16 protein-coding genes are annotated in these 24,603 nt (G+C 67.8%); 8 read left to right on the top strand and 8 right to left on the bottom strand.

Features of this window, described 5'->3' with window-relative positions; genetic code table 11:
• Positions 1-24 precede the first annotated feature (24 nt).
• Positions 25-606, top strand: coding sequence for a hypothetical protein (locus RF701_RS12400; RefSeq protein WP_308815123.1), 582 nt, complete (start codon positions 25-27; stop codon positions 604-606).
• A gap of 107 nt (positions 607-713) precedes the next feature.
• On the opposite strand, the gene RF701_RS12395 is transcribed toward RF701_RS12400, so the two are convergent.
• A complete protein-coding gene (locus tag RF701_RS12395; RefSeq protein WP_210357239.1) occupies positions 714-4,142 on the bottom strand; it encodes a TonB-dependent receptor in 3,429 nt (1,142 codons plus the stop codon).
• A gap of 260 nt (positions 4,143-4,402) precedes the next feature.
• Between RF701_RS12395 and RF701_RS12390 the strand changes: the two genes are divergently transcribed.
• From RF701_RS12390 to RF701_RS12375, 4 genes are read left to right on the top strand one after another with little or no spacing between them, the layout of a single operon-like run.
• Positions 4,403-5,920, top strand: coding sequence for a tryptophan 7-halogenase (locus RF701_RS12390; RefSeq protein WP_308815122.1), 1,518 nt, complete (start codon positions 4,403-4,405; stop codon positions 5,918-5,920).
• Positions 5,917-7,368, top strand: a complete 1,452-nt coding sequence (locus RF701_RS12385; protein ID WP_308815121.1) for a tryptophan 7-halogenase — start codon at positions 5,917-5,919, stop codon at positions 7,366-7,368. The genes RF701_RS12390 and RF701_RS12385 overlap by 4 nt, the downstream gene beginning before the upstream one ends.
• Complete coding sequence (locus RF701_RS12380; RefSeq protein WP_308815120.1) at positions 7,365-8,960, top strand: tryptophan 7-halogenase; 1,596 nt, start codon at positions 7,365-7,367, stop codon at positions 8,958-8,960. The genes RF701_RS12385 and RF701_RS12380 overlap by 4 nt, the downstream gene beginning before the upstream one ends.
• On the top strand, positions 8,957-10,738 hold the full coding sequence (locus tag RF701_RS12375; RefSeq protein WP_308815119.1) for a glycoside hydrolase family 9 protein: 1,782 nt from the start codon (positions 8,957-8,959) through the stop codon (positions 10,736-10,738). The genes RF701_RS12380 and RF701_RS12375 overlap by 4 nt, the downstream gene beginning before the upstream one ends.
• Position 10,739: 1 nt before the next feature.
• Here the strand turns inward: RF701_RS12375 and RF701_RS12370 are convergent, their stop codons facing one another.
• Complete coding sequence (locus RF701_RS12370; protein ID WP_308815118.1) at positions 10,740-13,199, bottom strand: glycosyl hydrolase 115 family protein; 2,460 nt, start codon at positions 13,197-13,199, stop codon at positions 10,740-10,742.
• Between the two features lie 101 nt (positions 13,200-13,300).
• Between RF701_RS12370 and RF701_RS12365 the strand changes: the two genes are divergently transcribed.
• A complete protein-coding gene (locus RF701_RS12365; RefSeq protein ID WP_308815117.1) occupies positions 13,301-15,379 on the top strand; it encodes a GDSL-type esterase/lipase family protein in 2,079 nt (692 codons plus the stop codon).
• A 51-nt stretch (positions 15,380-15,430) separates the two neighbouring features.
• On the opposite strand, the gene RF701_RS12360 is transcribed toward RF701_RS12365, so the two are convergent.
• The 4 genes from RF701_RS12360 to RF701_RS12345 all read right to left on the bottom strand — a co-directional run bounded on the left by RF701_RS12360 (position 15,431) and on the right by RF701_RS12345 (position 22,085).
• The gene (locus RF701_RS12360) at positions 15,431-16,861 is read right to left on the bottom strand and encodes a GH1 family beta-glucosidase (RefSeq protein WP_203308921.1); all 1,431 of its coding nucleotides are present in this window, start codon (positions 16,859-16,861) and stop codon (positions 15,431-15,433) included.
• A gap of 214 nt (positions 16,862-17,075) precedes the next feature.
• Positions 17,076-19,562, bottom strand: coding sequence for a PAS domain-containing protein (locus RF701_RS12355; RefSeq protein WP_308815116.1), 2,487 nt, complete (start codon positions 19,560-19,562; stop codon positions 17,076-17,078).
• A 297-nt stretch (positions 19,563-19,859) separates the two neighbouring features.
• On the bottom strand, positions 19,860-20,753 hold the full coding sequence (locus RF701_RS12350; protein ID WP_308815115.1) for a Gfo/Idh/MocA family oxidoreductase: 894 nt from the start codon (positions 20,751-20,753) through the stop codon (positions 19,860-19,862).
• A gap of 159 nt (positions 20,754-20,912) precedes the next feature.
• Positions 20,913-22,085, bottom strand: coding sequence for an MFS transporter (locus RF701_RS12345; protein WP_308815114.1), 1,173 nt, complete (start codon positions 22,083-22,085; stop codon positions 20,913-20,915).
• Between the two features lie 164 nt (positions 22,086-22,249).
• Here RF701_RS12345 and RF701_RS12340 point away from each other — a divergent pair, with 164 nt between their 5' ends.
• Complete coding sequence (locus tag RF701_RS12340; RefSeq protein ID WP_308815113.1) at positions 22,250-23,167, top strand: LysR family transcriptional regulator; 918 nt, start codon at positions 22,250-22,252, stop codon at positions 23,165-23,167.
• 72 nt (positions 23,168-23,239) lie between these two features.
• Here the strand turns inward: RF701_RS12340 and RF701_RS12335 are convergent, their stop codons facing one another.
• Positions 23,240-23,575, bottom strand: coding sequence for a hypothetical protein (locus RF701_RS12335; RefSeq protein ID WP_210357251.1), 336 nt, complete (start codon positions 23,573-23,575; stop codon positions 23,240-23,242).
• 108 nt (positions 23,576-23,683) lie between these two features.
• Between RF701_RS12335 and RF701_RS12330 the strand changes: the two genes are divergently transcribed.
• Positions 23,684-24,043, top strand: a complete 360-nt coding sequence (locus RF701_RS12330) for a hypothetical protein (RefSeq protein WP_308815112.1) — start codon at positions 23,684-23,686, stop codon at positions 24,041-24,043.
• On the opposite strand, the gene RF701_RS12325 is transcribed toward RF701_RS12330, so the two are convergent.
• Entirely contained in the window at positions 23,991-24,365 is a 375-nt protein-coding gene (locus tag RF701_RS12325) for a DUF5818 domain-containing protein (RefSeq protein WP_308815111.1), read from the bottom strand. The genes RF701_RS12330 and RF701_RS12325 overlap by 53 nt on opposite strands.
• Positions 24,366-24,603: the final 238 nt, after the last annotated feature.

Raw genomic sequence — 24,603 nt, 5'->3', positions numbered from 1 at the left:
GGCCGCATAACAGGGAGAAGGATGATGAAGACATTTGTTGCCCTATCGCTGGCGACACTAACTGCGACCGTCGCGATCGCGCAGACGGCCCCCGCGCCGTCCGCGCAGCCAAGCATCTTCGACAAGGCGGTCAACCAGCCGGGGATCGGCTGGGCGCTCTACGGTCCGAACCAAAGCGCCAAACAGGTACCGGCCACCGACGTGCCGGGTGGCGCCGCGGTGCGCGTACAGGTCACGCGCGCCGGCGCGCATCCATGGGATACGGGCGCGTCCTATCCCACGGTGAAGCCGATCGCGGCGGGCGATACGGTGCTGGTCATGGTCTATCTGCGCGCGCCGGATGCGAAGGAGGACGCGCCGCTGACCATTCCGCTGGGTGCCACCGGTTCGGAGGCCCCCTATCCGCAGATCGCGACGGCGACCGCATCGGTCGGCCCAGGCTGGAAGCGATATTTCGCCAGTGGCGTCGCGTCACAGGCCTTTGCCGCGGGCAAGGCCAACATCTCGCTGCAACTGGCCGGCGCCAAGCAGGTCGTCGAGGTCGGTCCGGCCTTCCTGCTCGATCTCGGGCCGGGCGTCGATCCGGCCAAACTACCCCACAACTGAGCCGTCGTCGCCGAAGCCGGCAAAAAAGAAGGGCGCGTTCCGATCGGAGCGCGCCCTTTCCAGTTGGGGAAAACCGGGCGGCCGGCCGAGGCCGACCGCCCGCAAGGTCAGAAATTGCCGCGCAGGATGAACGAATAGCGGCGATCGTTGACGAAATAGGATCGCGGCGCCGTCGCGTTCGAGCCGCTGATATATGCCTGCTCCGTCTTCACGACCTGATTGGCGAGGTTCACGCCCTGGACGCCGATCTTGATGTACTTGTTGATGTTGATGAAGGCCGACGCATCGAGCTGGCCGCCCGCCGACTGATAGATCGACGTGTACGGGAAGATGACGTCCGCCGCGGTGAGCAGATATTTGGAACGCCAGTTGTACGCCGCGCGCAGCGAGATCGGCCCCTTCTCGTAGAAGACGGTCGCATTGGCATTGTGCTTCGACAGACCTTCCAGCGGCAAATTGCCGGGCGTGATGTTCGACGCACCGGAAGGCGAGCCACCATTCAGGAAGGAATTGGGCAGACCCGAGCTCTCAATATAGGAATAGTTCAGGCTTGTCCCTAGACCGCTCAGGAAAGAGGGCAGAAAATCGAACGTCTGCTGGTAGGAAACCTCGACGCCCTTGATCTTGCCATAGCCGTCGAAGTTCGCCGGCCCGCGAACGAGCACATTCTGCGAGATACCCGCACTTTGAATCGTACGGTTCGTGACCGCCTGATAGAAGAAGTTGTGCACCGACTTGTAGAAGGCATCGACCGACAACTGCCCGACACGGCCGAAATACCATTCGAGCGTCGCGTCGAACTGCCAGGCGGTGGCCGGCTTCAGATAGGGATTGCCTGCGGTCGCGGTCAGTGTCCCGCTGCCGGTGTCGAATCCGACGGTCAGGAAGTTGCGGATGTTGGCGAGATCGGGGCGCGTCAGCACCTTCGATGCCGCCAGACGCAGGATCAGGTCCCGGCTCAGCCCGAACTTGAGGTTCGCGCTGGGCAGCCAATAGGCATAGTTGTTCCGCGCGACTTCCGCCGTTGTGATACCGGTGGAGAACTGCTGGAGAGCGGCATAACCCTGCGCCCCGAGCTGGCAGACACCGCCGGGCGTAACCTGCACCCCGTTCTGTACGGTTGGCTGGCACCGCGTCAGATACGGGTCGACGGTACCGGTTTGCGTGCGCGTCGGTGCACCGATCGAGCCTGCCGAGGTCACGTCGGTAACGACGTAGCGCACGCCGACGTTGCCGCTGAGCCGCACGTCGCCGAACACCGGCCCCGGCGATGCGAAGTTCAGCTGCGCATAGACGTTCTTGTCCTGCTGCGTCACCTTCTGGATTTCGGACGGCAGGAACGGCGTGCCGGCAACGACGCCGGCGCGCTGGGCCAGCGGTGACCAGCCGGTCGCGGTCGCACCGTTCGCTGCCCAAGCCGCCTCGACCTGCTGCAGGCGTGTCGCCGAGCCGTTATAGTTGTTGATCAGATCGCCGGTGTAATAGAACCCGCCGACCGGCCCCGGCGTCGCGCCACGAAAGAAATCGGGGAAGCTGTAGAACGCCGTGTTGGCCGGGGACTGCGCGATAGACACAGGCGAATTGCCCGACCACGTCTCGCTCAGCACGCCCCAATTGTACGTGCTGTATCGCACGTCCATCGAGCGGTCGGCGTAACGGGCACCGAATTTGATGTCCTTGACGAATCCGCCCTCGCCGAACTTATAGTCGAAGTCACCCTTGAACGCATATTCGCGGCCTTCGGACTGTTCGATATGGTCCATGGCCGCGCGCCAGAACTGTACGCGCGGGTCGGAGAAATACTGCTTGTCGGTCTCGCCAACGACCACCGGATTGGGGGCCGCGCCCGACCAGGTATAGTTCAGCTGGTTGGGCTTGTGCGGCACGACCACGGGCAGATTGCCGGTGATGTTAAGTTCGGAATCGGCGAACGTCGAACCGAAAGTGCTGAAGTCGAGATTGTAGTGCTCGGCCTTGGTATAGTCGCCGTCCAGATTGACCGACAGGCGGTCGCTGAGCTGCGTCTTCAGGTTGAGGCCGAAGTCCTTGACCGTATTTTCATCGAAAACCTGTCGACGTGACAGCGATTGTTGCGTGCCGCCGGCCGGTACGAAGCTGGTGGAGGTGTTGGGGCCATTGCCGCGATAGGCGACGTTGCCCGGGTAGGTGATATAGCCGCTCTGGAACAAGCCGTTCGCGTCGTAGACGTAGTTCTTGGTCGAGCCGACCGGGCATTCGGCGCGGGTCGTGTTGTTGCCGTTCGACGGCGCACCGTCGGTATTGCCGAGACACCCGAACGGATAGGTGCTGTATTCCGACAGATCCGGCGCCGTTTCGAACGTATGCTCACCCCATTCGTTGGTCGTGTGCGTACGCAGGAACTGCGCGGTCAGTACCGTCTTCTCGTCGTTGCTCTGCCACTGCGCCGCTAGCGCGACGCCATCGCGCTTGCGGTCATAGTCCTGACTGCGGAATTGGCCGCCGATCGGGGCATAGCGCACACCCGCCGGGTCGAGGAAGCCATCCGCCCCGGGCGTGTTCGCCGCGCCGCAGGCCGAACCCGCGGCGGGCAGCGTCGTGGTGTCGGTGGTGCCAGGCAGCGCGTTGCGGCAGACGAGCGTCGTGGTGGAGTTCGCCGCGATCGCGTTCTGGTTGTCACGGGTCTGGAAATTGGTGACCTGGATGCCGTCCGCGCGGCTGCGGATACGCGAATAGGATACGTCGCCGAGCAGGCCGAAGGTACCAATGTTGGTCTGCCAGGTATCGCTCACCAGGATCGAGCCGGTCGGCGACCACTTCTTCTCGAAATCGCCGTAATTCGCCTCGGCGTCGACGCCGATGTGCAGCCCCTTGTTGTCGAACGGCTTGCGCGTGTTGAGGTTGACGGTACCGGCCAGACCGCCCTCGATCGTCTCGGCAGTCGCGTTCTTGTAGACCTCTACCGAGCCGAGCAACTCGGCGGGCACGTCGGAAAAGTTGATCGCCTGACCGCCGATACCGGCCGAGAAGGTGTCGCGGCCGTTGAATTCGGAGCGGACGAAATTCAGGCCGCGCACGTTAACGCCCGAACCCTCGACCGAGAAGTGGTCGGGGTCGTTCGACCCGGCGAAGCGGCTGATCGCGACACCCGGCACACGCTGCAGCGCCTCGGTGACGGAGCGGTCGGGCAGCGCGCCGATATCGGACGCGGTGATCGCGTCGACGATGGTGTCCGCGTTACGCTTGATGTTCTGCGCGTTGGCCAGGCTCTGACGGATGCCGGTAACGACGATATCGTCGGGACTCGCGCCGCCGGTCGATTGCGTTTCAGCCTGGACGTCGGCGGGGCTGGTTGCCGCGCCGGTGGCGGTGGCGACACCGACGGTGCCCTCGCCCGCTTTCGCGCCGGTCGGCGACTGGCTGGTGTCCTGGCCCGACAGCGGGCGCGCCTGCGCGACGCCAAATGGGGTGGCGATGCACAGCGCCGTGACGGAAGCACCGCGCAACAGGCGGACGATGGAACGTGCAGTGACAGTGGACGGCGCGACAGGGCGCATCTTTGGTCCTCCCCTAAATACGATCGCGGCACTGCTCGCGGCGCCCGTCCGATACGGCCTCTTTGTAGGCAGACCATTCACAATCGAGCAATGGTCGCGGTAACATTTTTCTGTTGGGGGCCGTTTTTTGACGCCGGGGTGTGACGTTCCTGCAACGTACGGCGCCAGTTGTGGAAGCGGTGTTGACGAACGCGCGACGATGAACGACCCAGAAGGAGATGGGAGCGCGAACAAAGGCGCCTTAACTGGGGAGCGGACTCTTGACCACGCCGGGCAAGGCAGTGCGGGTGGTGATCGTCGGCGGGGGCACCGCCGGCTGGATGACGGCGGCGGCGATCGCACGGCTGTTGCCGCATCGTGCGAGCGTGCATCTCGTCGAATCGGAAGCGATCGGCATCGTCGGCGTCGGCGAGGCGACGCTGCCCCACATCCGCTTCTTCAACGAGCGGCTCGGCATCCCGGAGGCGGAGTTCATGGCGCTCACCCGCGCCACCTTCAAGCTGGGGATCGAATTTCGCGACTGGGGTCGGATCGGCGACAGCTATATCCATCCCTTCGGCACCTTCGGTAGCGGCAAGGGTGCGATCGACTTCCATCATTATTGGAGCCGGCTGTCCCGCGCCGGCGCGCCGCTGCCGCCGCTCGACGACCTGTCCTATGCCTGCACGCTCGCGCGGCAGGGCCGCTTCGCGCATCCGCAGGCCGACCCGGGTCAGCTGGCGGGGACGTTCGGCTATGCCTATCAATTCGACGCGCAGCTGTTCGCGCCATATCTGCGCGGCCTGGCCGAGCGGGCGGGCGTGGTGCGGACGGACGGGATCGTGACTGCGGTCGAGCGCAACGGCGACACCGGCGACATCCGCGCGATCACGCTCGCCGATGGGACCCGGATCGAGGGCGATCTGTTCGTCGACTGTTCAGGCTTCCGTTCCCTGCTCGTCGGCGGCGCGATGGAGGAGCCGTTTGAGGATTGGGCGCATTGGCTGCCCGCCGACCGCGCCGTCGCCATGCCGTGCAGGACGGAGACGGCGGTGACGCCCTATACCAGCGCGATCGCCATGCCCGCCGGCTGGCGCTGGCGCATCCCGCTGCAGCACCGCACCGGCAATGGCTATGTCTACGCGAGCGCCTTCGTCGGCGATGCCGAGGCACGTGACGCACTGGTCGCGGCGGTGGAGGGGAAACCCCTCGCCGAACCGCGCCTGCTGCGCTTCCGCGCCGGGCGTCGGCGGCGCAGCTGGGTGGGCAATTGCGTCGCGATCGGCCTCGCGAGCGGTTTTCTCGAACCGCTTGAGTCGACCAGCATCTATCTCGTGCAGCAGGCGATCACCGCATTGGTCGAGCTCTTCCCCGACGGCGCGCCGAGCCCGCCGGACCGGGACGAGTTCAATCGCGTCATCGACCTGGAATATGACCGCATCCGCGATTTCCTTATCCTGCACTATCACGCGACGACGCGGTCCGACTCGCCGTTCTGGGATTATGTGCGCACGATGACGATCCCGGACAGCCTGGCGGAGAAACTGGACCTGTGGCGCCGCCGCGGTCGCGTCGTCAAATATCGCGAGGGGGTCTTCCTCGATGCGAGCTGGGTGGCGGTCTATCTGGGTCAGGGCATCGTGCCGGAGGGCTGGGATCCGCGCGCGGACGCATCCGATCCCGTCGCCGTGCATCGCGGCATCGCCGCGTTGCGGCAGGAGATCGCCGCCGACGTCGCAGCCCGACCCGATCATCGCGGCTTCCTGGATCGCTATTGCCCGATGACGGACGCGGCATGACCGAACCGCTGCGCACCGTCCTCGTCGCTGGGGGCGGGATAACCGGATGGTATGCCGCCGCGGCGATCAAGCGGCGCGCGCCCTTCCTCGACGTGACGATGCTGGCGACCCGGGCGGCACCGGACGCGCTGGCCGACCGCATCGCCTGTACGCTGCCCTCGATCCGCGGCTTCCATGCCGATCTGGGCATCGGCGAGGAGGACGCCGTGCTGCGAACCGGTGCAGCCTGCCGCCTCGGCACGCTGTTCAGCGGCTGGGCCGACGACCTTCCCGATTATGCGCACGTCTACGATCGCTATGGTCAGCGCTTCGGACCGACGAGCTTTCACCTGCACTGGCTGCGTGCGCGTCGCGCAGGCAGGGCCGACGCATTCGACGCCTACGCGCCAGCCGCCGTGTTGGCACGCGCCGGGCGGTTCGTACCGCCGACGCCAGGCACGCCCTTCGCGGACCATGATTACGGCCTGATGCTCGACCTGCCGCGCCAGGAACGCATGGTGCGCGCCTTTGCCGATCACGTCGGGGTTCGCATCCTCGCGGGCGAGATCGCCGACGTGGCGATCGACGACCGCGGCTTTGTCGCACGACTGACGCTGGTCGGCGGTGGATCGCTGGCCGCCGATCTCGTCGTCGACGCGACAGGGCCTGCGGCACGCTTGCGCGGCGCGATCGACCAGGCGGTCGACGACTGGTCCGACTGGCTGCCCTGCGACCGCCTGCTGATCCACGTCGGCGCGCCGATCGAGCCGCCAGTACTTACGCCGGTCATCGCGCATGCCGCCGGCTGGCGCTGGACCAGCGGCGCACAGACCGGCATCGCCTATGCCACGGCGCATGCCGACGAGGCGGCACTGGCGGCACTGATGCCCGACGGCGATCGCATTGCGATCCGGCCCGGCATGCGCCGCGCGCCGTGGCGGGGCAATTGCGTCGCGATCGGCGACTCGGCGACTCAGGTCGAGCCACTCGAATGGTGCAACCTGCACCTCGCCCTCAGCGCGATCGACCGGCTGGTGACTATGCTGCCCGATGCGGCCATGGCACCGGTGGAAGCGGCGGACTTCAACCGTCAGTGCGTCGCGGAAGCCGAGCGCGTCCGCGATTTCGTGGCGCTCCACTACGTCGCCGCGCGCCGGCCGGAGCCGATGTGGCGCGCCTGCGCCGCGACGCCGCCGCCGGACAGCCTCGCCCATACGCTCACCCAGTTCGCCGAGCGAGGCCGCCTGCCCTTTTACGAGGAAGAAACCTTCAGCCGGGACGAATGGGCGGCGGTGCTGATCGGCCAGGGCGTCCTGCCGCGCCGTGTCGACCCGCTGGTCGAGGCCGTTCCCGCCGACGCCGCCGCCGCGGCGATGGCCCGCCACAAAGCCGATATCGCCGCCGCCGTGCCGCGCACCCCAACCCATGCCGCCTGGCTGGCGGCGCAAGCGAGCCGCCTGTCCCGATGATCGATTCCGCAAATCCCCCGGCTAACCCCCATGCGATCCGCCGCGTCGTCATCGTCGGCGGGGGTACCGCCGGCTGGATGGCCGCCGCCGCCTTCGCGCGCCTGCTCAACAACGGCTATACGCAGATCACGTTGGTCGAGTCGGAGGAGATCGGCACCGTCGGCGTCGGCGAGGCGACGATCCCGCCGCTGCTCAACTTCAACCGCATGCTCGGTCTGGACGAGAACGGCTTCGTCGCCGCGACGTCGGGCACGTTCAAGCTCGGTATCGAGTTCCGCGACTGGGGCGCGCTGGGCGAGACCTATTTCCATCCGTTCGGCAATCATGGCCACGACCTGCAGGGCGTGCATTTCCACCAATTGTGGCTGCGCGAACGCAGTCGGCGGCCGATCCCGTCGGTCGAGGCCTGGTCGATGAGCGCGGTCGCCGCGGCCAACGGCAAGTTCGGGCGCGCGCGCGACGACGCCCAGTCGCCGGTGCGGGAGTTGTTCTACGCCTTCCACTTCGACGCGTCGCTCTACGCCCGCTATCTGCGCGACTATGCCGAACCGCGCGGCGTGACCCGCATCGAGGGGCGGATCGCCACTGTCGACCTGCGGAGCGGGGACGGTTTCGTCGAGTCCGTCACGATGGCCGACGGCCGACGGATCGAGGGCGATTTGTTCATCGACTGCTCCGGCTTTCGCGGCCTGCTGATCGAGGACGCGCTGGAAACCGGCTATGACAGCTATGCCCAGTGGCTGCCGTGCGATCGCGCCGTCGCGGTGCCCTGCGCGTTGCCCGACGCGCGCGAGCCGTCGCCCTTCACCCGCGCCACCGCGCGTGACGCGGGCTGGCAATGGCGCATCCCGCTCCAGCACCGGATGGGCAACGGCCTCGTCTATTGCAGCGACTATCTGTCCGACGAGGATGCGGAGGCGCAGTTGCTCGCCAGCCTCGAGGGTGAAGCGCTCGCCGCACCGCGGCGCATCCGCTTCGAGGCGGGACGCCGCCGGCAGTGCTGGAACCGCAACGTCGTCGCTTTGGGCCTCGCGAGCGGTTTCATCGAGCCGCTGGAATCAACCAGCATCCACCTCGTCCAGTCTGCGATCCAGCGCCTCGTCGCCCTGTTTCCCGACCGTCGCTTCGACCCCGCCGAACGCACCGAGTTCAACCGCCAGATGCGGGATCTCTACGAGGACATCCGCGATTTCATCATCCTCCATTACAAGGTGACCCGCCGCGACGACACGCCTTTCTGGGATCGTGTGCGCGAGATGAGCGTGCCCGACAGTCTCGCGCGCAAGCTCGACCTGTGGCGCGGCAAGGGGCGCTTGTTCCGGGAAGGCTATGAGCTTTTCACCAATCCCAGCTGGGTCGCGGTGTGCCTGGGACAGGGACTGGCGCCGGAGGGGTGGGAACCCGCCGTCGACGCGCTGGACGAAGACAAGGTCGCAGGCGCGCTGGAGCAGATCCGGCGCGGCTATCTCGATACCGCGATGCGGCTGCCGACCCATGGCGACTTCCTTCGCGCCGCGGCACCGTCGCCGCTCGCCCCGACGGCGGTGCCGACGCCGTCGCGACCAAGCGACGACTGGAGCGGCGTGGCATGAGGCGGCACCTTCGCGTCCTGCTGGCGCTGACCGCGCTCGGCAACGCGCCGGACACGGTGCATCTCAATCAGCTTGGCTTCCGCCCGGACACCGCGAAGCGCGCGATCGTGGCGGATGCCACAACGGCTCCGCTCGCATGGCGCGTCGTCGATGCGCAGGGCAGGCCGGTCGCCAACGGGATGACGCAGCCGTTCGGCGAGGATCCAGCGTCGGGCGATCGGGTGCATCAGCTCGACCTGGGTGCCGTGCGCACGCCGGGCACCTATCGGCTCGAGGTCGCCAATACCTCGTCGCATCCCTTCGTCATCGCGACGGACCTCTACCGGCCGCTCGCCCGCGCCGCGTTGAACTATTTCTATCAGACACGCGCGGGCGTGCCGATCGACGCGGCTTTTGCCGGCAAGGCATGGGCACGTCCGGCCGGCCATGCGCATGAGGTCGCGGCCTGTTTCAAGGGTCCAGACCTCGGCGGCACGGTCTGGCCCGGCTGTCCCTATACCCTCGACGTGACCGGCGGCTGGTACGATGCGGGCGACCAGGGCAAATATGTCGTCAACGGCGGCATCGCGCTTTGGACGCTCCAGAACCTCTACGAGGTAAATGCCGGATCCCCACCCTTTCCGGACGGCAGCGCCGCCCTGCCGGAGGCCGGCAACGGCACCGACGACCTCCTCGACGAAGCGCGGGTGGAAATGCGCTTCCTGCTCGCGATGCAGGTGCCGGACGGCACGCACCTCGCCCTTCCCGTCGGGCGACAGGGACGCGGACCGCTGCGCCTGACGGACGTGGATGCGGGTGGCATGGCACATCACAAGGTCGCGGACCGCAACTGGACGCCCCTGCCCACCGCGCCGGCGAACGACCGCGAGGATCGGCTACTCTACCCGCCCAGTACCGCGGCGACGCTCAACCTCGCGGCGACCGCTGCGCAATGCGCGCGCGTGTGGAAGACGGCGGATCCAGCCTTCGCGCACCGCTGCCTCACCGCCGCCGCCAGCGCCTATCGGGCGGCGTTGCGCAATCCCGACATCTACGCCGCCCAGGCCTTTACCGGCAGCGGCGGCTATGGCGACGGCGACCTCGCCGACGAATTCTACTGGGCGACGGCCGAACTCTACGCCGCAACGCGGATGCCGGAGCTGGCAGACGCCTTGCACCGCAATCCGCTCCATGCCGCACCGCTCGGCAACGAGGCGAGCTGGGGCGCTACCGCAGCGCTGGGCACGATCACGCTCGCCACCGCAGCGGGGCTGCCTGATGCGGAACGGGACGCAGCCCGTGCCAAGATCGTCGCGCTTGCCGACCGCTTCCTGGGGGAAGATGCGCGTACCGGCTATCACATCCCCTTCGACACACTGCGGTATCCCTGGGGATCGAACGGCACGATCCTCAATCGCGGGATCGTGCTCGGCCTGGCCGCGCGCTTCACCGGCAAGGCGGCTTATCGGGATGCGGAGGTCGACACCGCGGATTACGTGCTGGGGCGCAATCCTCTCGATCGCAGCTACGTGTCGGGCTTCGGATGGAATCCGATGCAGAACCCGCACCACCGGTTCTGGACGCACCAGCTGGACAAGCGACAGCCGGGTCCGCCGCCGGGCGTTCTGGGCGGCGGCGCCAACAACACAGCCCTCGCGGACCCGGTCGCCGCGACGCTGAAGGGCTGCGCGCCGCAGCGATGCTGGCGGGACGATGCGCGGGCTTTCGCGCTGAACGAAGTCGCGATCAACTGGAACGCGCCGCTGGTCTGGGTGGCGAGCGACCTGGCGGCACGCTGATTCAGCGCCGCAGCTCGATACGCTCGACCACGACTTCGGGATCGACCAGCCACAGGTGCAATGTGTGGCGGCCGGCGCGGGTGACCGATAGCGAAGCGCCAACGACACGCGCATTGTCCGCGACCGCCCGACGCCAGCGCGCCTCGTCCTCGTGCGCGAGCAGGTCGACGATCATCGGCGCGCCGCCGTCGATCGACAGCGCCACGCGATGGTGGCCGCTGCCGCGGACGTCCAGCCCCGGCGCCGCGACCACGTCGAAGCGGAAAGCGCCCGCCGCCGGAAGGTTGACGCGATAGGCGATCTGCGGCCCTGCCCCCCCGGGCTTCTCGATAGGGGACACAGTCGCCGGAGTCGCGACCATTGCCGCGCCGTCCGCGGTAAAGCCGGCGATCCGTTGCCAACGGATGGTCCCGCCGTCGATCGGGCGTCCCGCATCGGCGGCGATGATCGCGATCGGCGGTGCCGGTACGGGCGCGGGCCTTGGCCCGGCCGATGCGACGGTCCAGAGCGGCGGTATCCTGTCCACCTCCGGCTGCTGCCAGCCGGTATAGCCGATATGCGTCTGTGCCATCATTACGGGCCATTTGCCGCCCGCGAGCGCCTCATAGCGTCGACGCAACGCGGCATCCTGTGCAAAGAAACCGCGAGCGGCCGCGGCCTGCCGTTCCGCTTCCCCGCCAACGCCCGCCGACGCCGCCCGATGATTGGACGCCACGGCGGCATAAAGGCGGTGGAGGTTGGTCATCGCGTCGATCCGGTGCAGCACCAGCTCGTCATAGGCGTCGCGCCGGTCCATCGGCACGGAAGCGCCGACACGATGCGCAACCCTTGCAAGCGCCTCCCATTCGGCGAGCACCCGTGCCCAGCCACCCGGCGTGGACGTATAGGTATCGGCGTCGATAAGTTCGGGCTTACGCCGGCTGGCGAGCTGGCCGTAGCGGCCGAGCAGCGCGCCGATCGCCCGCCCCTGCGCATCGCCGAACTGGTGCGTCGCCCATCGTGCGGGAAAGGCCTGCATCGCCGCCAACGTCATCGCATCGGGGTTCCACGCCATCGCGAGGAAGAAACTCGTCGCATATTCCATCGGCTTCAGGTCGCCGACGTTGACGATCCATAACCGATCCGCGCCGAACTGGCGTGCCATCCGCATCTGCTGCCAGACACGCGGGATCGCGTTGGTGTCGAGCCATTTGTAGTTGCGCGGATCGCCCACATAATCGAAATGATAATAGACGCCCGCGCCCCCCCGCCGCGCCATGCCGGGCGGCGGCAGGCGGCGGATGTTGCCCCAATTGTCGTCCGAGAACAGCAACGTCACGTCATCGGGAACGCGCATCCCCCGGTCGTAATAATCCTGGACCTCCTTGTAGAGCGCCCAGACCTGCGGCGTCCGGTCGGCGGGCTTGCCCGTCACGTCGGCGATGATCCCGCGCTGGTCCGCGACGATGCGCTGGAGCAGGTCGATCGCGGTCCCCTGCGTCATCGGTTCGTCGCCATCGCCCCGCATGCCGATCGTGACGAGGTCTTCCGCATGGCCACGTCGTTCGATTCCGGCCCGCCAGAACGCGCGCAGCGCGGCCGCGTTACGCGTATAATCCCAGGGCCCGCCGCCCTGCCGCTGCCATTCGACCTGCGACCGTCCCATCGGCTCGTGATGCGAGGTTCCGAGGATGATGCCCATCCGGTCGGCCAGCGGCGCGGTGGCGGGATCGTCCTGCCACAGCGACTTGCCCCACATCGCCGGCCACAGGAAATTCGCCTTGGACCGGAGCAGCAGCGCGAAGACGCGTTCATAGGCGAGGTGATTGACCCCGCCGAAGCGGGCGCGTGCCCAGCCGCCGAACGCGGGCTCCTCGTCGTTGATGAATATGCCGCGATATTTGACGACCGGATGGTCGGCGACGCGTCCGGCGGTCAGAAAGAGGGTCGGATGGCGCAGGGGCGGCACGTCGGCCCACCAGGACCACGGACTCACGCCCGCCTTGGCGCTGAGGTCGTACAGGCCAAAGATCGTACCGCGCCGGTCCGCGCCGACGATGACGAGCGCGCGTGCGACACCTGGTGCCGGTCGATCGACCACCTGCGCGACATAGCCCTCCCATCGTCCCGCCAGCCCCCCGACATCGACCTTTCCAGTGCGCACCAGGGCATCGACGATCGGACTTCGCCCCAGGGTGCCCGCGATCACCGTGGCGCCGTCCACCCGGTCGGCGCCGCGCACCGTGCCGCCGCCGACGGCTCGAAGATCCGCGACGACATCCGAGGCTGCGCGTCTGACGCCGGGATCGTCCGCCGCGTCGACCACGACCACCGTCGCACGCCCCGGCAGGATCAGAGCCAGGCCGCCCCGCGTCGGATGCGTGCAGGCAGCGACCGGGCCGTCGCACGCTTGCGCCCGTGCCCCGGCCGGCGCGACGAACACCGACAGCATCAGCAACAGCGTCAAAAGCAGGCGATTCACGCGCATCCCTCTCTCCCTGACACGGCTGGCGGCGCGTCCTCCCCGATGATATCGCTATCACGCGCACGGACAAGCCGTGGCGGCAGGTGAGGATACAGGGCATGGCGGCGGTCGCGCGATACGGGATGGTGGCGATGCTGCTCGGCACGGTTGCGGGCGGGGTTTCGGCGCGCCAATGGGTGCCGGTCTGGGCGTCGGCGCAGATGCGGATGACGGGGGCCGATGCCGATCGCGTCGCCGCGGCAGGCCCCGCGACGATCCGCCAGATCGTGCATCTTTCCGCCGGCGGTACGCGCGTGCGCGTCCGGCTGTCGAACGTCGCAGGCGACCGACCGCTCGTCGTCGGTGCGGCGCGGATCGCAGCCGAGGCGAAGCCCGGGCAGCCGACCGTCGGCGGCATCGTCCCGCTGACGTTCGGGGGCAGGATGGGCGTCACCATTCCCGCGGGAGGGCAGGCCTACACCGATCCGCTGCCGCTCGCGACGCATCCCGGCCAGGACCTGGCGATCAGCCTGTTCCTTCCCGATACGATCGCTTCGCGCACCGGCCATCCGGGCGCGCGCGCCACGACGTTCCTCGCGCCTGGCGACCAGAGTGCGGCCGCGTCGCTGAAGGATGCCGCGAGGATCGGGGGCTGGTGGTCCCTGTCTGACGTCGAAGTGACGAACGGCCCCACGTCGGCGATCCTCGCAATCGGCGATTCGATCACCGACGGCAAAGGTATCGTCGACGACAGCAACCAGCGCTGGCCGGACCTGCTCGCCGCGCGCCTGGCCGTCGGACGCACGACGCCCCCCCATGCCGTGGTCAACATGGGCATCGGCGGCAACCGCGTGCTGCTCGACGGCATCGGGCCAAGTCTGGTCGCTCGCTTCGACCGCGACGTTCTCGGAAACCCCGGCGTTGCCGACGTGATCCTGCTGGAAGGGGTCAATGACCTCGGCACCGCGACCCGCGATCATCGGATCGGTGATGCGGAACATGCGGCGCTCGTCCGGGCGATCACCGGCGCCTACGGTCAGCTTGCCGGGCGCGCACATGCGCATGGCATCCGCCTGATCGGCGGGACGATCACGCCCTTCGCCGGCAACGACTATTACCACCCCGATGCCGCGACGGAGGCGGATCGGCAGGCGATCAACGCTTTCATCCGCACATCCGGCGCGTTCGACGGGGTCATCGATTTCGATGCCGCATTGCGTGACCCGGCGCACCCGGACCGCCTGCTGCCGGCCTATGATTCGGGCGACCATCTGCATCCGGGGCCCGGCGGCTATCGCGCGATGGCGGATGCCGTACCGCTGGCGCTGTTCGATACGGCGACGGCGGCTGCGCCCCCCGCGCAGCCGCCGCAGATCGCGCTGACCTTCGATGACATGCCCGCGCACGGGCCCCTGCCGGTGGGCGACGATCGTCTGGCGATCGCCCGACGGATCATCGCCGCGCTCAAGGCGGCGCACGCGCCCGCCTTCGGCTTCTACAATGGGGGCTTCGCAACCGACGCCACCGCGCCGCAGGTCGTCGGCGCCTGGCGAGCGGCCGGTTTCCCGATCGGCAATCACAGTTGGACGCATGGCGATCTTGCCACGATGGGTCCCGACGCCTTCCTTGCCGACGTCTCGCGCGACGAGCCACCCCTCGTCGCCGCGTCGCGCGGCAGCGACTGGCACTGGTTCCGCTATCCGTTCCTCAGCGAGGGAAGGAATGCGGCGGATCGCGATGCGGTCCGTGCCGGCCTTCGCGCACGCGGCTACCGCATCGCCGCCGTGACGATGAGCTTTGGCGACTATGGCTGGAACGACGCCTATGCCCGTTGCGTCGCGAAGCGGGATCAGGGCGCGATCGCCGGGCTCGAAAGCAGCTTTCTCGCGGCCGCGCGCGTCCAGGCGCTGCGGTCGCGCATGCTGTCGCAGGCCGCTCTGGGCCGCGACATCCCCTATGTCCTGCTGATGCATCTGGGCGCGTTCGATGCGCATATGCTGCCGCGCCTGCTCGATCTCTACCGCAGCCTTGGCTTCACCTTCACGACGCTGGCGCGGGCGGAGGCGGATCCCTTCTACGCCGCCGCGACCGACCTTTCGCGTCCGGGTCCCAGCCCGACACTGGAAGCGGCCGCCGCGGCAAAGGGCGTCGCCGTGCCGGCGAACGCGCCGCTGCCCGATGCCCACATCTGTGCGTGACGCGGCGCGATCCACCTCCTGACGAGAGGTGGATCGTCGCTGCGGCGGCCCTCAGACCAGGGCGTTTCGGCGGATCAGTTCCTTATACCATTGGGCGCTCAGCTTCGGCGTTCGCTTCTGCGTCGCGAAGTCGACGTAGTGAATGCCGAACCGCTTGGTATAGCCGTCCGCCCATTCGAAATTGTCCATCAGGCTCCACAGGAAATAGCCGTGCAGCGGGAAGCCTTCCGCGGTCGCCCGCCGGAACTGGCCCAGATAGTTGCGCAGGTACATGATGCGATCCGCGTCGTCGTCCAGGCCGGCCGCGTTGAGCACGTCGTCCGCCGACGTGCCGTTCTCCGAAATGAACAGCGACTTGGGCTTCCACAATTCGCTGACCGCGCGCACGCCCCAATAGGCAGCCTCCGGCCCGACATAGAGCCATGGCGAGGCCATGCGTGGCGATTGCGGCAGATGCGGCAGCGGCGTGTAGCCGCGGGGCGCCGACGGGTCGGCCTTGACGAAGGTCGGGGTATAGATGTTGAGCGCGACGAAATCGAGCGGGCTTCCGATCGCCGCCATGTCGCCCGCCTGCACCTTGGGCGCGGCCGCGCCGGCGGCGGCGAGATATTCCGGCGGATAGGCGCCTTCCATGATCGCGGTCAGGAACATGGCGTTCTCATCGCGCATCGCCTTCTTGGCGGCGGCGATATGCCCCGGCGTCTCGATCGCGGGGACGAAGATCGACGTATTGTCCGCGATGCCCACCTCGGTCCCGGCCCTGGCATGCGCGCGGATCGCCTGCACGCCCAGCCCGTGCGCCAGCACGCCATGGTGGCGAACCTGGTTCACCTCCGCCGCGGGGAGTTGCAAGCCCGGTGCGTGGATGCCCTGCATATGCCCAAGGTCGGTGAAGCAGCGCAGTTCGTTCACCGTCATGAAGCGATGGACACGATCGGACAATTTTCCCGCCATGAAGCCGGCATAGTCGGCGAACGCCTTGGCCGTGTCGCGATTGCGCCACTCGCCCGGCAGCGCCTGCGGCAGGTCCCAGTGGAACATCGTGACATAGGGCGCGATGCCCGCCGCGAGCAGGCCGTCGATCACGCGATTATAGTAATCGATGCCCTTCTGATTCGGCTGGCCGCGGCCTTCCGGGAAGATGCGCGACCATGCGATCGACATGCGATACGCCTTGACGCCGAGGTTCTTGAGCAGCCCGATGTCCTCGGCGTAGCGATGGTAGCTGTCGCAGGCGACGTCGCCGGTGTCGCCGTTCGCGGTCTTGCCGGGCGTGTGCGAGAACGTATCCCATATCGTCGGTCCCCGCCCGTCCGCCTTGACCGCGCCCTCGATCTGGTAGGAGGCGGTCGCGCAGCCCCAGACGAAATCCTTCGGGAAGCCCAGATCCGGGGCGGCCGCCGCTCCCGCGACGCGCGGCATACCTCCTGCCGCCATGCCGCCGGCGACGATGCCCGCCCCAATGAAGCTGCGCCGATCCATTGCCATCCCCTCGTTCCGTTATCGCTATCAGCGTGCCAGAAGTTGCGAGGCAAGGGAAGCGCTTAGCTGGGCGATCCACGTGCGGGGGAGCGGTCCCGGCCCTCACCCCCACCCGGCCGCCCACGGAGCATATTCTGGATAGGCGGTGAGGGCCGCTGCCGCGCTGATCCAGCCTCACTGGATCGCCTACCGAAGGCCAGATCGCATCGCTCGGTCAGCCGGACGGCATGGGCGCGTGCGACGTGGGTGCTTTCGACGGTGGATAGACTTTGGGCATGGACAGCGCCCGTTGCAGGTCCGCCTGGCGGAACGGCTTGGACAGATGGGCAAGCTCGGGCGACAGCGTCTCGACATCCGCATAGCCCGACACGATCAGCACGCCGAGATCCGGACGCCGCGCGCGCAGGTGCCGCGCCAGCTCGGTCCCCGTCATCCCCGGCATCAGGTGATCGGAAACGAGCAGGTCCGGCCGCAGCCCCTCGGCTACCAGCCGCAGGGCGGCGTCGGCGCCATCCGCCTCGACGACCGCATAGCCCAGATCGCCCAGCATCTGCGCGGCCGCCGCGCGCACCGCATCCTCGTCGTCGACCAGAAGGATGAGTCCGACGCTGCAGGCTGGCGCCGGGTCGAGCGATGCGGTGACGGTCGGAACGATCTCCACCGTGCTGACCGGTAGCCACAGCTCCGCGACGGTGCCGGCCCCCGGGCTGCTCGTCAGCTGGAACGCGCCGCCCAGCTGGCTTGCAAGGCCATGTACCATCGACAGGCCGAGCCCGCTTCCCCGCCCTAGTCCCTTGGTCGAGAAGAAGGGTTCGATCGCACGGTCCAGCGTTTCCGCGTCCATGCCCAAACCCGAATCGATCACGCTGAGGTGGATATAGGCGCCGGGCGGCAGACGTGGATCGCCGTCCTCGATCTGCCGGTCGCCGACGTCGATGCGCAGCGTCCCCCCGCCGGGCATCGCATCGCGCGCGTTCACCGCGAGGTTCAGCAATGCCATTTCCAGCTGATTGCGGTCCGCGAGTGCGGGGGGAAGACATTCCTTAGTCTCGATGATCAGCTGGACCTGCGGACCCACCGTCGTCGACAGCAGGGCGGCAATGTCGCGCACCATCGTGGCCACGTCGATGGCATCCGCCTGCAACGGCTGGCGCCGGGCGAAGGCGAGCAGTCGCTGGACCAGCGTCCGGGCACGCTCCGCGGATTGGATGGCGCCATCGAGCAGGCGCATGCTGCGCGCGTCGTCGGGCACCTTGCGGCGGATGAGATCGAGGCTGCCGAGGATCGGCGTCAGCAGATTGTTGAAGTCGTGCGCGACGCCGCCGGTCAGCTGGCCCATCGCCTCCATCTTCTGACTTTGCCGCAGGGCCGCCTCGGTCGCGCGCAGCGCCTCGTCCTTCGCACGCGCGTCCGTCACGTCGCGCCCCGATCCATAGATCCGGCCGCCCGCGACCGAAGTCAGCCACGAGATGTGCCGGATCGCACCGTCACGCGTACGATAGCGGTTTTCGAACACCGGCACGTCCTCGCCGGCGGATGCCGCGCTCAGCGCTGCCTCGGTCCGCGGGATATCGTCCGGATGGATGAAATCGCGATAGCTGCGGCCGACCACTTCCGAGGGATGGTGGCCGAGGATTGTCGTCCATGCGGGGCTGACCGAGCGGAAGATACCGGCCGGGTCCACCGTGATCAGTAGGTCGCGCGACAGGCGCCACGCGCGGTCGCGTTCCGCGGTCCGCTCCGCGACCCTCTGCTCGAGAGCCTCGTTGGTCGCCTGTACCGCAGACAGCAGGCGGGCGTTCTCGATGGCGACCGCCGCCTGCGCGGCCAGGCCGGCGATCAGTTCCTCGTGCCGCTGCGAGAAGCATCCCGGCTCCGGATGACCGAACAGCAGCCCGCCCAGCACCTTGCCTCCGCCCGACACGACCGGCACGGCAAGATAGCTGGTGACCACGGGATGCCCGGGCGGCATGCCCTCATAGGGCGCGTTCGCGCCATAGCGGGGATCGCGCGTGATGTCGTCGGCGCGGATCAGCTCGTTGCGGAACAGGGGCTCCAGCACCTTGGTCCCGCGCGGCCGTCCAAGCTTGGTGAATTGCTCGCGATCGGCGCCGGTCAGGGTGAACAGGTGTAGCCGCTCGCCACTTTCGTCGAGCACGTTGTGGAAGAAGGCGCCTACCGTCGCGCCAGTCAGCTCGACGCCGGCATCGGTGACCATCTGCACGAGACGCTCGAGATCATGCTCGGCGGCAAGCGCGGTGTTGATCGCGTTCAGCGCCTTGACCGCCTTGCGCGCGCGGCTTTCCTCGCTGATGTCCTCGCAGGAGACGGCGACACCGATCACCGCGCCGGTCTCATCGCGCATCGGGACCCAATTCTGCCGCCATACACTGGTCCGGTCCGGCCGCGCCGGCGTGGGGCCGACGATTTCGACCCCCTTGATTTCCTCGCCCGCGAGAACGCGATCGAACGCCGCGCGCGCCTGAGCGGAAAGGTCGGGTATGATCTCCATCACCGTACGGCCGATATGGTCGGCCACCGGAATGCCGTTCAGGCGTGCGAGATGCTCGTTGATGCGGACGTAGCGCAGCTCCGTATCGATCACCGCCAGACCGATCGGCGATGCGTCGTACATTGCCGCAAGCTGCCTTGCCTGTTCCTCGGCCCCTGTCACAACCCTTCCCTCATCCTCCCGCACCATGTCCTCCCGCACAGGGAAAACGTGATTTTATCAGCCCCTGCCGCCATCGCACCGCGCGACGGTTCGGTAAAATGCCTTCAGTTCGAATGCGTTGCAGGTTTTTTCGTTGAATGGAAGGCATCCCCCGCGGCGCGGGAGGCGAGCCGTTGCGGTGCCGGTCCCGCGGGCCCACGCCGCGGCCGTGCCTTGCCGGCCCGTCGCGCCCGACCTGCCCGAGACTATCCGGCATTTACCCCGCGCAGCGGCTATTTGCGATGCCCGACACGGATTGGGAGGTGTCGCAATCCACTCCAGGCTTCACCCTCTCGCGTGGCGGACGATGGCTTCGCAGAGTTCGTGCGTCGCCAGGATTGCAGCCTCGTCCACGGGCCGCCGCTCGCGGGCGGCGCGGAGGAAGTCGTCGCACATCGCCTCGAAACCGCGCTGGCGTCCGACCGGGACCCAATCCGGCCGCCTGTGCAGGCTCTGCGTCCCGCTCGCGTCGAGGCGATCCGCAAGGTTCAGCACGGATCGGCGTACATTACCGCCGATGACATCCAGTCGTTCCTCATCGATCCCGCTAGCCCGATGCATAGATCCGACGGCCGTGAACCCGTCGCCCGCCAACGTCAGAACGACCGCATGCAGCATGCCGTCGATCACCTGGGTTTCGATAGTGCGGCGGCGGACCAGTGACGGCGCGAGGAACAGCAGCGTATCGACGACATGGATGAAGTCGTCGAACACGACGCGACGCGGCAGGTCGGGTTGCCCGTGACGATGCTTCTCCATCATCAGGAGGTTCGCCCCGGTACCGCGGAGGGCGACATAATCCGGAGCGAACCGCCGGTTGAAGCCGATCACGAGCGGCGTGGCGCGCCGCCGGGCGAGGGCGACGAGCGCCTCGACTTCCCCGAGATTGTCCGCCAGCGGCTTGTCGACGAAGGTGGGTATGCCATGCTCGACCAGGAGCCTGACGATCTCCGCATGCGCGTCGGTGGCGGCATGGACGAACGCAGCGTCGAACGTCGCGCGGCGAAGCGCCTCGCCAGCGCTGGCGTAGCGGTGCGGGAGGCGGAAGGACCCGCCGACGTCGTCGAGCGCGACCGGATCGCGCGTGGCCAGGTGGATTTCGAGGTCGGCTCGCCTGAACAGCAGGGGAAGATACGCCTTGCGGGCGATGTCACCCAATCCGATCAGGAGCACGCGCATGGTCTGGAAATCCCGTGCGGCACGCTTGCCGTGCCCGCCAGGGGCGATACGTCGGCGAGCGTTCTTCCCGCAACAGAATGTAGCGCGTGGCCGGTCTCCGACTGCCCGCGCGGATCGCGCGATGCGGCCGGAGACCGGGCCATCCGCCGTCGGGTCGGCTCAGTCGTAGCACGGCGTTTGCGCCGGGACAGCGGATCGACGTCCGGCCAGCACAAGCGCCGCCAGCCCGATCGACGAGGTCGCCGCCCCGGCGAGCGCGACCGCGGGAAAGCCGAGCCCGGCGGCGATCACGCCGCCACCCAGGGCCGCGCCAGCGGCGTTGCCGAGGTTGAATGCCCCGATGTTGACCGCAGCGGCGAGGTTCGGCGCGTCGGCGGCCGCAGTCATCACGCGCACCTGTAGCGGCGGCACCAGCGCGAAGCTCGCCACGCCCCACAGGAAGATGAGTATGGCGCTCGGGCCGGCATGCGTCATCAGCGCGGCGAACGCGACGAGGATGGCCGACAGCGCGGCCAGCGTGACGATCAGCGTGCGGTCGACCGACCGATCGGCGAAGCGGCCGCCCAGCCAGTTGCCGACCGTCAGCCCCAGGCCATAGACGACCAGCATCGCGGTGACGAAGCCGAGCGAGGCGTGTGTCGCCTCGCGCAGGATCGGTGCGATGTAGGTGAAGACGGTAAACATCGCGCTCGAGCCCACCACGGTCAACGCGAGCGCGGCCAGCACCACCGGGCGCTTCAGCACGCGCAGTTCGGCGATCGCGTCACCACCATCGGGCGCGGGGAGCGGCGGCAGCGTCAGCCGCAATGCCGCCATGGTCGCGACACCCAGTCCGGCAATGCCCCAGAACGAGGCGCGCCAACCGAGATGCTCGCCCGCCCAGGTCGCCAGCGGAACGCCGACGACATTGGCGATCGTTAACCCCATGAACATCGCCGCCACCGCGCTCGCGCGCCGCTCCGGCGCGACCAGACCGGCAGCGACGACGGAGCCCACGCCGAAGAAGGCACCATGATTGAAGGCGGTGAGGATGCGTGCGGCAAGCAGCATGGCATAGCTATCCGACACCGCCGCCAGCAGATTGCCGGCCGTGAAGATACCGGCGAGTCCGATCAGCAGCGTCCTGCGCGGCACGCGCCCCGTCGACAGCGTCATAAGGGGGGCCCCGATCACGACGCCCAGCGCATAAGCGCTGATCAGCAGCCCGGCGGCGGCGATCGAGACGTGAAGGTCGCCCGCGATCACGGGCAGCAGTCCCATGGGCGCGAACTCGGTAACGCCGATGCCGAATGCGCCGACCGATAGGGCCAGCAGGCCGGGGTTGAGCTTCATCGTCCGTCCCCTGTGCTGCCCGCGCCCGAGCGGCGCGCCGGTTCGCCCAAGGCGGACCGTTCAAGATGCCGAAAGTCCATAACACTCCTCATTCATCACTTGATGCACAGATGGACCCCCGCCGCATCGGCTGGTAGACGCCGTGAACGCGGAGGATCTTTGCAATGGATGCAAAGCTGGAGCAGGGACTTGACCGGGGGCTGGATCGCGCTCGCGCTCTGGCGCTGTTCGCGGCCGTCGTAGAGCAAGGCAGTTTCTCGGCCGCCGGCCGCATGCTCGACATGAGCCCGTCAGCGGTGGCGCGATCGATCGACCGGATCGAGGCACGTCTCGGCGTCCGGCTGCTGCTGCGCTCCACCCGCGCGCTGTCGCTGACCGCGGAGGGCCGGAGCTACCTCCAGGCCGCGCGCCGCATCCTTGCCGATCTGAACGACGCCGAACAGCAGATCGCCGATCAGGGCAACCCGCGCGGAAGGCTGCGCGTGAGCGCCGCGCTATCCCATGGGCGGCTGTGCGTGGTGCCGCTGCTAGGCAGGTTCGTCGCGCTCTACCCGGATATCCTCGTCGATATCGCGCTGACCGACACGCTGGTCGACGTCGCCGCGGGTCAGGCGGACGTAGCGGTGCGCTTCGGCCCCCTGCCGGACAGCACGCTGACCGCACGTAAGCTGGGCGAGACGCGGCGCGTGATCGTCGCCTCTCCCGCTTATCTGCAGCGAAACGGCACGCCGCAGGTGCCCGACGACCTTCATCGCCACACCTGCCTGAACTTCAACTTCCGCCGGGCGGAACCCGTCTGGCCGTTTCGCGCGCACGGCCGGGATTTCACCTTGTCGGTACGCGGCAGCATCGAGGCCAATAACGGGGAGACGCTGGGCCAGCTCGCCGAGGAAGGCATCGGCATCGCCCGGGTGGGGGCCTTCAGCGTCGCGCAGGCGATCGCCGCCGGCCGGTTGATCCCCATCCTCGAGGCATTCAATCCCGGCGACGTCGAGCAGATTCACGCCGTCTTCGTCGGCGGCATGAACACGCCGGCGCGCGTGCGGGTGTTCGTCGACTTCCTCGCCTCGAACCTGCAGTGACCCGGCAGGCGGACGGTACGCGCCTCCCGGTCCGCCTCGAAGCGTGCTTCCTCTTCGGCCGGATCGCGGCCGTCAGCGCTGCTTCTTGGTGATTGTGGCCGTGAAGTCTGGATCCTTCTTGGCGACCCAATCCACGAACTTGCGCACATTGGGGTGATCCAGCAGGCCCGAGACGTTCATGCCGTGCCGCTGCAGCTCCGAATTGGTGAAATTCGCAGTCAGGGTCTGCTGGCAGATCGGATGCATCGGGACGACGTCGCGACCGCCGCGGCTCTTGGGCACGGGATGGTGCCAGACGATGGTCTTGCCCGTCGGCCTGCCGCAGAGCCAGCAGGCGACCGGCGCCGCGGGTGAATCGTCTTCCTGCGGAAGATGATCATAGGGATCCTGTTTTGAACGTCTTGCCATTGTCCGATCCGGCCGCCTTGGTGGTCCTGTCCTGTAGCCGAGCGATCCCTCGCATCCTATAGCGGGCCGCAACAGGGCTCCGTCGCAGCGGACCGAAGGGGATCAGCGATGACGGATGGGTCGAAGCCCTGGGACGCGGCCTTGGTCCGCAGGTGGCTGGAACGCCGCCACGCGGCATCACGGCTGGATCAAGCGGCCGCAGACAGACGCGGCTACGAGGCGCGCGACGACTTCGACAAGGCTGCCGCCGAGGAATGGGTCTGCCGCGCGCTCGCGACGGCCGACTGCGTGAACGACCAGGCCGCGTTCGCCGCTTGGCTGAAGCAACTGGTCGCGCAGGAGGAATATCCCGCGACCGGGCTCCATGACGATATCCGCTTCGAGCGGCACGTCCGCACCTATCTGCGCGGGCTCGTCAAGATGACGAAGGCCAACGAAGGGTTCGAGAAGACGCTGCGTCATCAGTGAAGTCGGCGGCCTCGCCCCCGCGGTAACCGGCACGAGCGGCCGAGGTGGCGAAGGCGACCGATGATGCGAGCCAGGCGCCGCTGTCGGGCCATGAGGCCGCAAGGGCGGATCGGTGCCTCGACCGCGGCCGCTTCGCCGCCCCGTCGCGGATGCGGACCGCATCGAGCAGGTTGAAGCCTGACCGCACGCCCTCGACCGTGACCTCGCGGCCGAGCAGGCGGCGCGATCGCCAGGGCATATCGACGAACCAACAGCCGCCGTCCTTCGCGTGCAGGACGTAGCTGCGGTTGCTCTCGTCCCAGTGGAGCGTGCCGGTCAGCATGTGGCGGGTGCCGCGTGGCATTCCGCTTCTCCCAACAAAGTCGATGGCGGTACGCCCCCGCGCTCGACTTCACCCAAGAGCCTTGGTGATCGGGGAGTTAGTAAACCGAGCAAGCCGGTCCCTACGACCTTTAGGCTGGGAAGCCCTGGACATACGTCGCAGGCTCCCCGACCATAAGGGTCAAGGATGTTTGGGCCACGTCGGGCAGCCCAACCGCTTGCTCAGGGTTACTACGCCC

The organism is Sphingomonas sp. GV3, from assembly GCF_031082075.1.
Lineage (GTDB): Bacteria > Pseudomonadota > Alphaproteobacteria > Sphingomonadales > Sphingomonadaceae > Sphingomonas > Sphingomonas beigongshangi.
Note: the sequence above shows the minus strand (reverse complement) of the source record. Positions and strands in the feature narration are given on the sequence as shown.

Bases quoted from the DNA above. Each gene is read 5' to 3' on its own strand.
- RF701_RS12400 (WP_308815123.1), top strand. From the start codon at position 25: ATGAAGACATTTGTTGCCCTATCGCTGGCGACACTAACTGCGACCGTC.
- RF701_RS12395 (WP_210357239.1), bottom strand. From the start codon at position 4,142: ATGCGCCCTGTCGCGCCGTCCACTGTCACTGCACGTTCCATCGTCCGC.
- RF701_RS12385 (WP_308815121.1), top strand. From the start codon at position 5,917: ATGACCGAACCGCTGCGCACCGTCCTCGTCGCTGGGGGCGGGATAACC.
- RF701_RS12380 (WP_308815120.1), top strand. From the start codon at position 7,365: ATGATCGATTCCGCAAATCCCCCGGCTAACCCCCATGCGATCCGCCGC.
- RF701_RS12375 (WP_308815119.1), top strand. From the start codon at position 8,957: ATGAGGCGGCACCTTCGCGTCCTGCTGGCGCTGACCGCGCTCGGCAAC.
- RF701_RS12365 (WP_308815117.1), top strand. From the start codon at position 13,301: ATGGCGGCGGTCGCGCGATACGGGATGGTGGCGATGCTGCTCGGCACG.
- RF701_RS12360 (WP_203308921.1), bottom strand. From the start codon at position 16,861: ATGGATCGGCGCAGCTTCATTGGGGCGGGCATCGTCGCCGGCGGCATG.
- RF701_RS12355 (WP_308815116.1), bottom strand. From the start codon at position 19,562: ATGGTGCGGGAGGATGAGGGAAGGGTTGTGACAGGGGCCGAGGAACAG.
- RF701_RS12350 (WP_308815115.1), bottom strand. From the start codon at position 20,753: ATGCGCGTGCTCCTGATCGGATTGGGTGACATCGCCCGCAAGGCGTAT.
- RF701_RS12345 (WP_308815114.1), bottom strand. From the start codon at position 22,085: ATGAAGCTCAACCCCGGCCTGCTGGCCCTATCGGTCGGCGCATTCGGC.
- RF701_RS12340 (WP_308815113.1), top strand. From the start codon at position 22,250: ATGGATGCAAAGCTGGAGCAGGGACTTGACCGGGGGCTGGATCGCGCT.
- RF701_RS12335 (WP_210357251.1), bottom strand. From the start codon at position 23,575: ATGGCAAGACGTTCAAAACAGGATCCCTATGATCATCTTCCGCAGGAA.
- RF701_RS12330 (WP_308815112.1), top strand. From the start codon at position 23,684: ATGACGGATGGGTCGAAGCCCTGGGACGCGGCCTTGGTCCGCAGGTGG.
- RF701_RS12325 (WP_308815111.1), bottom strand. From the start codon at position 24,365: ATGCTGACCGGCACGCTCCACTGGGACGAGAGCAACCGCAGCTACGTC.